The sequence below is a fragment of the Helicobacter suis genome (genome assembly GCF_902196125.1).
Lineage (GTDB): Bacteria > Campylobacterota > Campylobacteria > Campylobacterales > Helicobacteraceae > Helicobacter > Helicobacter suis_B.
Map to the genome: position 1 here is coordinate 1 of NZ_CABIKG010000027.1, position 7864 is coordinate 7864.

Below are 7864 nucleotides of genomic sequence, written 5' to 3' on the forward strand. Positions count from 1 at the left end.
CCATGATCCAAAAGGCGCAATTGCTCAACTACTAGAGGCTAAAGAGGGACAAGTAGCCGGAGCGTTTTATAGAGAGGATTTAGGCGATATAGATTTGGTGTGGGGGGAAATTAGAGATCAAAAGGGTAATTTACAAGGTTATGGGCTAAGTAAGATTGTAGAAAAACACCTAAATGACTTTAGCCTATTTGAGGGGAATAGTGCTTATGAGAAATTAGGCAATGGGTTAGAGGAAATAGTAAAAAATGGAAAACTAGTTATGCAGGAAAACCAAAGAGCTACGATTATGTGGGATCAAGGTAAACATCTGTATAGAGTGGGGCTTAAGAATAATTGGAAAGGCAAACCAACTAAAAATAGATGGATTGTAACCGCCTATCAAGATAACAGAATGAAGGAGAAGCCTTAAAGATTATCCACTCTAAAGGCTTTACTAGTAACGAGACTCTGTTACTAAACTCCAAAGAGATATTACCACAACACCCCTTAAAACATGAACATTAAATATACCACCGCCCTAACCCTCCTACTCACCGCATGCACCCCCCGCATAGTCTATCAATGGGCACTAATACCAAGAGCCCATGTAAAAGGCTACACAACCCCACAATATCACAAAAAACTGCAGCTATGGAGAATAAGAGGGTTGTTATAACATATTGGTGCACTTTGTTCCGGATTATAGTTGTAAGATAAAGTAAAATACACACAAATCCATGTAGTATGATAAAAGGCTGGCATAGGGGTTTTACTCTAGGGTATGAAGACTTAGAGGATTTGTATTTGTAGGGAAATTTTTGGAAAAAAAGATTATAAAAAGACTTTAAAATACTTTAAAAAGGTTGCAGCTATGGAGGATACTAAAGCGTATATCAGCTTAAGGTGCATGTATAGCAAAAGGCTTGGTGTGTAAAAAGACCCACAAAACTCAAAGGAATACTATAAAAAAGGTGAGGAGGAAGAAGAGGAAGAAATGCGCTAAGCAAACCACCTAGAGGTTTAAATCCTTGTTTGATTACTCTTTTACTTTATTCTACGATTTTTAGGATTTTAGGTAGTACTTCTTTAAATTCCTTAAGAATGTTGCCATTGAGGTTAATTTTAAGTTCTTCTAATTCTGTAGGGGCGTTCTGGGCGGAGTCTTTCTCTTGTTCTTCTGATTTTGTTTTTGCGATCTTGATCACAGACTCCTCACTATCTGCAAAAATAGCAAAATCGTTAATGGCAAATTGGCGCGATTCCTTGCCGTTTTCATATTCTGAGCTCAATTCCTCGATCTTTTCTTGCTTGCAGTAACAATACAAGGCATAACCCAGAAGATCTCTAGATGTTACTACAGAAAAATTTTTTCTCTCTAAAAGATAAACTTCCCGGTCGTCTTGATCTATCTTAATTCTCCCACACTCTTTATCTTGTCTCTTATTGATAAATGCAAACAGATCTTCTTGTTGAATCAAAAGTTGCTCCCACCAAGACCTTTCTTGGAGCTGACATGGAATGTCTAAGAGTTCTTCTCCCTGATGGTCAATGTAATTCTTAACTATGTATTTCATTTTTTCTTGCAATGGCTGTTTGGGAAGGGTTAGAAGATTATCCAAAAGCTTCTGGAAATAGAACTTGCCTTTATCAGGTTTGTTTTCAAATAGTTTAAAGATAAGTTCTCTATATCTAAACATTCCCATGTTGTAGCGGTTACCAAAAAATTGGTTGGTTGCTTCCACACTGTAGTCTCCAAAACATAAAAACGCCCTTTGGAATAGTGCTAACAGCGCTAAATTATCCTCCTCATCCTCTCCACCCTTAAGAAAGAATGTATCTAAGATATCCATGGTCAATTTAGCGTAGTCTTTAAATTTTTCTAGATCTTCCCTGCCATCTATTTTGCTAAGATCTAGCAAAAAGTCCACATAGCCCACTAAGTATTTATGATCGCTTGTTTGGTTCAAAATCCCTTCCCAACTTCTGTACCTCTACTTGCAGAGATAAGTTTGGCTTTTCTTTTTTCTAGATTGTAGACTTTTTCATGGAATTGTGATGTCCTCTCAGATTCAGACAAAAACCCGTAAAAACCACCCTTACTATCACCTTCACTAATCCCCTCAGAAATTTTTTTAAAAATTTTAAAAAATCCTTGAATATCTTCGAGCCTGTCCAAGCGGTGGTTTTCTATAAAATGCCCACACACGCGCATATAATCCCAATCTTTTATGCCGATTTTAACTATAAACAAAAGTGCAAAGAAATAGCACACCTCCTTGTTCTCTAACTTTTGATTAAAAAACTTAGGTCCTTTAATTTTAAAAAACCATAGCTTTTTCCCCTCGTTTTGCCATTTTGGTAAGCAATTAATCATTGAATCAAGCAGTTTTAAATTTTCCTCTTTTTGTAAAAACCCATAGGATTTACCAATGGCACGGTCTATATCTAAAATTTCTCTGATATTTTCTTGGCCTTCTTGGTTTTTATTAACTCCGTTGGTGTCCTCAGAGTTAAGTGCAAAAAAGGCATTGGCATAGTGTAGAAAGAAGAAGAAGCGTTCATCAAAAGTTTCAGAATGCCTAGAGTCAAAAAAATAATCACTCCATTTTATGTCTATAGCTACAAGTAGCTCTTCAGAGATATTTGCCTGTTCTACAAACGCCTTGAGATTTTCAAATTTGCTTAGCAATTTGCCCCTGGCATTCATCTTAATGTAAAGGTCCTCACCCAGTCCAAAATTCTTCATATTGATAACACTTAAGGATATATTCTCTAATCTTGAGATCAAACTCTCTAGATTTTTATCCTGTAAGCGCTTATAGATGTAATCAAGCATAAAAACCATAGCCTTAATCGTGGGATCGTTGTTTAAATCCTCTTTCTTTCCAAATGTTCCTCCCTGTTTGATTGTTTGGCTAGGGGAGACATCCGTTTTAAAACGCTCCTCTTTATCTAAAAGTTCTTTACAAAAATTTTTAGAACTCGTACGGGTGCTGTAGCTAAATCTTTTGAGTTTATCCTTGATTGTATCCAGTCGCCCAGCTCTTTTATACAAGAGAAAGTGCAAAAGCCATAGAGTGGTTACGCGTTGTTGTCCATCTATAAGTTTGAAAGTTTTATCTTCCTCGTAACCATAGATAAGATCGAGATGGAGTTTTTCAGATCTACCTTCCAAGACAGCAAAGAGTGCGTCTAAAAAAGCATCTGCGATACTTGCTTGAGATTGCCTCCCTTGCGCATAATCTCTTTGGAGCATGGGAACCTCTATTTTCTGGACATTATCTGTAGACTCCTTTAAAAATTCAAAGTTTAAGAAATCTAAAAAAGTATAGGAATCCATGTCTATCCTTCTTGACTTGTAATGCCGTATTTCTTTAGATACTCTTTAATAGCGCTCAGATATTCTTCTTGATCTTTCTTAGTGAAAATAGGGCTATTTTTGTCCTTATTTTTAGAAAAGACTTTTTTAAACACTTCCCGTGTACAAATAGGGATAAGCCGTTTTTGATCATCAAGCTCTTGAATTTTCTGTTGTTTTTTGCTAAAGATGAGATTGCCTATAGCACTATTAGATCTTTTATCTAACAGGGTGAGATTTTGCAAGGTGTGCAGGGAATCATCTCCTGTGTAAGCCTCATCTATCTCTTTGAGTAGCCCCTGTGTCTCTATATGTGAAAAAAAATCTTGATCCTTTTTACTTAAAGATTTTGTGATTTTTATCTTGAGTGGCTTATCTTTATCTTCAAGATGCTTTTGCACTTGCTCTAACCAATCTTTAGTTTTTTGCACAAACTCTTCTTCAATTTGCAAAAATAAGCTTTTAAATTGAGAAAACCAATCCCCCTTCTCTGTTTCCTTTAAAAGTCCCTTGATTTTTTCCTTGAGTTCATTGCTTGCCCTACTCTTGATCAATTCTTTCAACTGAATTTTTATTTTTTCTATACTCTCCTTTCCTATGTTATCCTCCTCTTTCTTGCTCTTGCGCTTCTTTGTAAATTTTCTCAGTTCAGCTAAGATGTTTAATTCTTTCTTTGACACTACACTTTCTGATTTTTGCGCATAAATGTGTTCTAAACTCCATTGTTCCAATACAAAACGATTGAATGCAAAATAGGCATTAGAAGACTGATCTTTAATCAGATATTCCAAATTAAAGAGCAAAAGAAGTGCCTGCAGGGCTTCTTTATCCTCGTTGAATGTTAGCTCCTCTATTTCTTTCCTTTTATCCTTTCCCTTTATATCCTCTCTTATATTCATATAGCACCCGATGCTCTTTTTTACTTGCTCAAAAAGATAGTCTGCAAACTTATCCTCCTCTCCTATCTTTAACCACTCTTGATACAAATCGTATATACGACTGCCTTCTTGGATCAAAAACCCTAAGTAATGAAAAACTTTCCTATCTACTGGCCCTTCTCCTCTTGAGGCAAAGCTAGAGAGAGTATTGATCGCCTCTTTAAATTTATCCCATTCTGCTTGAATCTTTTTATTCTTGTAACACTCATAAAAGTGATCAAATAAATAATCTTCACTCTTACTAAATGGCACAATAGCCCGGAGGTAAGGCTCTATTCTCTGGATATCATCTGATAAAATAAATTCTTTCTGTTCTTCTATGACATCTCTTCGATCTACGCGCTCTAACACACAGTAGATAAAGTCCCTTTCTGCTCTAGCTCTTTTTTCAGCTTTATACCATTCTTCTGCCCTCTCTTTGATCTCATCTTCCTCCTCTGTTTGCTCTGTTTTAGCTAAAAAAAGAGCTTTGATCTTTTCTGCCCCTAATAGGGGTATCTTGCCACTATTTAGGCGTCTAAATACTTCTTTTTCATCATCTTGACTTTCATGCCAGAGCACTTTGCACTTATTAAGCAAGGTATTACAAAATTCTTCCTTCTGGTCGTCCTGTTTATCTTTGAAGAATTTTTCAATGGCCTCATAAGCCTTTTGAAAGTGGTGAAAATCTATATTGAGTCCTTCTTTTTGTTGTGAACTCTCTTTAATATTCTGCAAAAATGCAAAACTTCCCTTTCTTGTCTCATACTCGATTGTAAATAAATCTCTGTTCTTAATATTTAACGATCAAAAAGAGAGTTGTCAAGCGTTGCTGTCCATCAATTACATTCCAAACTTCCTCACCCTTTATTTCCTCGTTCTTTTTAACGACTAAGGGCTGTAGACTGTAATATTCACCTGTCTTTTCCTTAATAAAATCTGTAATGTCCTCAAGCAAAGTTTTGACTTCTTTTTCTCTCCAGCGATATCCTCTTTGGTAGGCCGGTATTTTAAAGATACAGTGTTTAAGATCGTCCACAGGACACAAAGAATTATTTTCTATTTTTTTCATCTGTAGCCTCCTTAGAGAATTGTTTAGAAAGCGCCAGAATAACACTTTTATTCTTAAGAAAATTAAGGTTTATGAGTGTAATGCCTCTTATATTTGAAGTCTTGTGATGGATAATTTAGATCAATTTTATTCCGCGCTTCTGGGAGGTACTGTTGCTTTAGATATGGGATATTTGAACAACATAATCTCTAATTAACCCCTCTTATATCCTAGACTTTTGTTGTCTATTTTGCCACAATAGTCTTTTACTAGACATTCAAAAAAATATGTAAGTGTTTTATTGGCTGTGTGATTGAGCAGGCTCTGCCTCGCGCTATTTTTACCGTTATTTCTAACTAAGGGGTTATAGCTCAATTATGCAGGCGCATGTCCATAGAGTATCCTAGTGGGGCTTGGCCAATCTTATGTGCTCTAAGGTGTTGTTGTTAAATTTTAGTATAATGGGTAAGCAACTGAATTTTTTAAACTTGATTATTGGTAGTTGTGTGTTGTATAACAGAGCTAAAGCTCTGAGAGCCGATCCACCCGTTTTTAGTGAGCAAACTGTACTAAAAAGACTATTAAACTTTAGCTTGGCTTTATAAGTATCTTTTTAACCATTTTTTAGTTCTAGCTTTGTGAGTTTTCAGATTCTAGGAGTATTCATTTTATCCCTATCAATGATATAAAACCACTAGGGATTTTGCCAAATTTGGATACCGGGTAGATATCTACCCACTTTTATACTTTGCAGAAAAAGTATCTTTTGTTTTAATCCATAGGTATTTTAACCCTAAAACTCCCTATAAAGACTAATTTAAACATAGAAAGCAAGACCTATAAAAATTAAGGCGCAAAGAATACTTTTTTGTAATGTTTGAAATATAAGTTTTTAGTCTTTAGATTTAAAAAAACAGGGCTATACAGAGAAAATATAAAAAACTTTCTACAATCAAAAGAAAAACAAGCAAACCAAGCTATAGGTACAGCAAATAAAACATGCCCAAAAGAGCGAGTAAAATTCTCATTAAAGAAAAGTCTCAAAAATCATTTTTAATCCGCTTAGCGATAAAATAATCCAAAGAAAAACACCTAAACACACACCACAAGCGGCCAAAAACGCCTCTTTAAGATTTATTTTTAGAGCACATGAACTTTGGATAAGTAAAATGGCAGAAAATCCACAGATAAACTAAATATCTTGGATAAAATCAGGAGACATCTTTTCTGCTACCCTCTTAGCAAACTCTGGATGGTATGTGCGTAAGTCTAGTCTATTATCTTTATAAGCTTCCATGCAACGACCAAAGCCATGTGGGGTTTGTAAAAGCGCTTCTATTTCTGGATGATAGATAACATGGTAACCGGTGTTAGTAAGATGTTGAGGATAAGGTACAAAATGCCCAAGACTATTGCCATTTGAGATGACAAAAATAGGCCCCAAGCCTAGAGCCATTGCAAGATGGGGGACACCTGATTCTGTAGATACAATAAAAGCAGCCTGAGAAAGCACATGTATAAGTTCTAATAAACTAGTTTTATGCACTAAATTAAGCACATGTAAACAGGATTGCTCAATCTTTGCGCCTTCCAAAATTTCACCTGCAGTACCGCACAGCACAATTTTAAAAGAAGGGTCTATCTTTTGAGCCAGTTGTATCCAAGAGGCTAAAGCCCATTTTCTACGAGGACTTGAGGCACCTAAAATAAAAACACCATACTTTTCAGGGCGGAGAGAGAAATCTTTTGGCAAAGAAGGCAGATCAAGATGATAGGTAACTTCTGTAAGAGGTTTTCCTAATAACTGACTAAAAACATATTTATTGCGATCAAATTCAAAGAGAGGCGCATACGAAGTGTCTATCATGGTGGTATAAAATGCCGGATCGTTAAACATGTTATAGGGGTCATGAGGGAGATGTACTTCTTGTGCACAAATTTTGTGGCTAGCAGGGAGGAACCGGGCTAAATAGTCATCTGCCCAAATACTGCGTCTGCGCAAGGGGACTAAAATGGTTGTATAGCTTTTACATGAGAGCTGGTAGAGTATTTTAAGATGGTAGAAGAAGCCATAGATATAAGAATGCCACCTAGATATATCTATTGGAATGATGTGATCTAAATAAGCTGCATCGCAAGCCTGCACTATCTCATAATAGGCTGCGTTGCACACAAAGGTGATTTCATAGTCTGTGTAAGTCTCGCGCAAAGGTTGTAAAAAATTTCTAAACAGACAATAATCGCCCAGGTTATCAAGTCTAATCACTAAAAGGGTTTTGCAAGAGGGGGTGGCTCTGTGTTTACGCGCCATTTTAACCACTAGAAAACTTAAAAAGAAAAGCGGATAACCTGCGATAGAGAGTAGGAAAGAGCGGCATTGTTTCTTAAGTTTATCTACATGATCATGAGATAAAAACAGCATACTTCCTAACAACCCTTAACATTTGCCCCCAATCCCGCCTCCAACACCTAAGCAAGAGAGCCTTGAGCCTGTGGCCCTTGCAACCAAATGCAAGGGCATTTCTCTAAGAAAGGAGGTGATCCAACCGCAGGTTCACC

The 7864-nt window shown here is 36.3% G+C and carries 5 protein-coding genes and 1 pseudogene; 1 reads left to right on the forward strand and 5 read right to left on the reverse strand.

Annotated features, from left to right (window positions below; translation table 11 throughout):
• A pseudogene (locus tag G6Q00_RS07880) lies at nt 1–409 on the forward strand (hypothetical protein); the annotation flags it as partial.
• Between the two features lie 619 nt (nt 410–1028).
• Here G6Q00_RS07880 and G6Q00_RS07885 read toward each other — a convergent pair.
• The 5 genes from G6Q00_RS07885 to G6Q00_RS07905 form a co-directional block, all read right to left on the reverse strand.
• Nucleotides 1029–1916, reverse strand: coding sequence for a hypothetical protein (locus G6Q00_RS07885; protein WP_163532704.1), 888 nt, complete (start codon nt 1914–1916; stop codon nt 1029–1031).
• A 26-nt stretch (nt 1917–1942) separates the two neighbouring features.
• Nucleotides 1943–3319 carry a DUF262 domain-containing protein gene (locus tag G6Q00_RS07890; protein WP_163532705.1) on the reverse strand — a complete coding sequence of 459 codons (1377 nt, stop codon included), beginning with the start codon at nt 3317–3319 and terminating at the stop codon, nt 1943–1945.
• A gap of 2 nt (nt 3320–3321) precedes the next feature.
• Nucleotides 3322–4992 carry a DUF1524 domain-containing protein gene (locus tag G6Q00_RS07895; RefSeq protein WP_163532706.1) on the reverse strand — a complete coding sequence of 557 codons (1671 nt, stop codon included), beginning with the start codon at nt 4990–4992 and terminating at the stop codon, nt 3322–3324.
• A gap of 55 nt (nt 4993–5047) precedes the next feature.
• Nucleotides 5048–5326, reverse strand: a complete 279-nt coding sequence (locus tag G6Q00_RS07900; protein ID WP_163532707.1) for a DUF262 domain-containing protein — start codon at nt 5324–5326, stop codon at nt 5048–5050.
• A gap of 1171 nt (nt 5327–6497) precedes the next feature.
• Nucleotides 6498–7727 carry a glycosyltransferase family 9 protein gene (locus tag G6Q00_RS07905; RefSeq protein ID WP_163532708.1) on the reverse strand — a complete coding sequence of 410 codons (1230 nt, stop codon included), beginning with the start codon at nt 7725–7727 and terminating at the stop codon, nt 6498–6500.
• Between the last annotated feature and the right edge of the window lie 137 nt (nt 7728–7864).

Excerpts from the sequence above, each read along its gene's own strand:
- G6Q00_RS07890 (WP_163532705.1), bottom strand. The coding sequence starts at position 3,319 with ATGGATTCCTATACTTTTTTAGATTTCTTAAACTTTGAATTTTTAAAG.
- G6Q00_RS07900 (WP_163532707.1), bottom strand. The coding sequence starts at position 5,326 with ATGAAAAAAATAGAAAATAATTCTTTGTGTCCTGTGGACGATCTTAAA.
- G6Q00_RS07905 (WP_163532708.1), bottom strand. The coding sequence starts at position 7,727 with ATGCTGTTTTTATCTCATGATCATGTAGATAAACTTAAGAAACAATGC.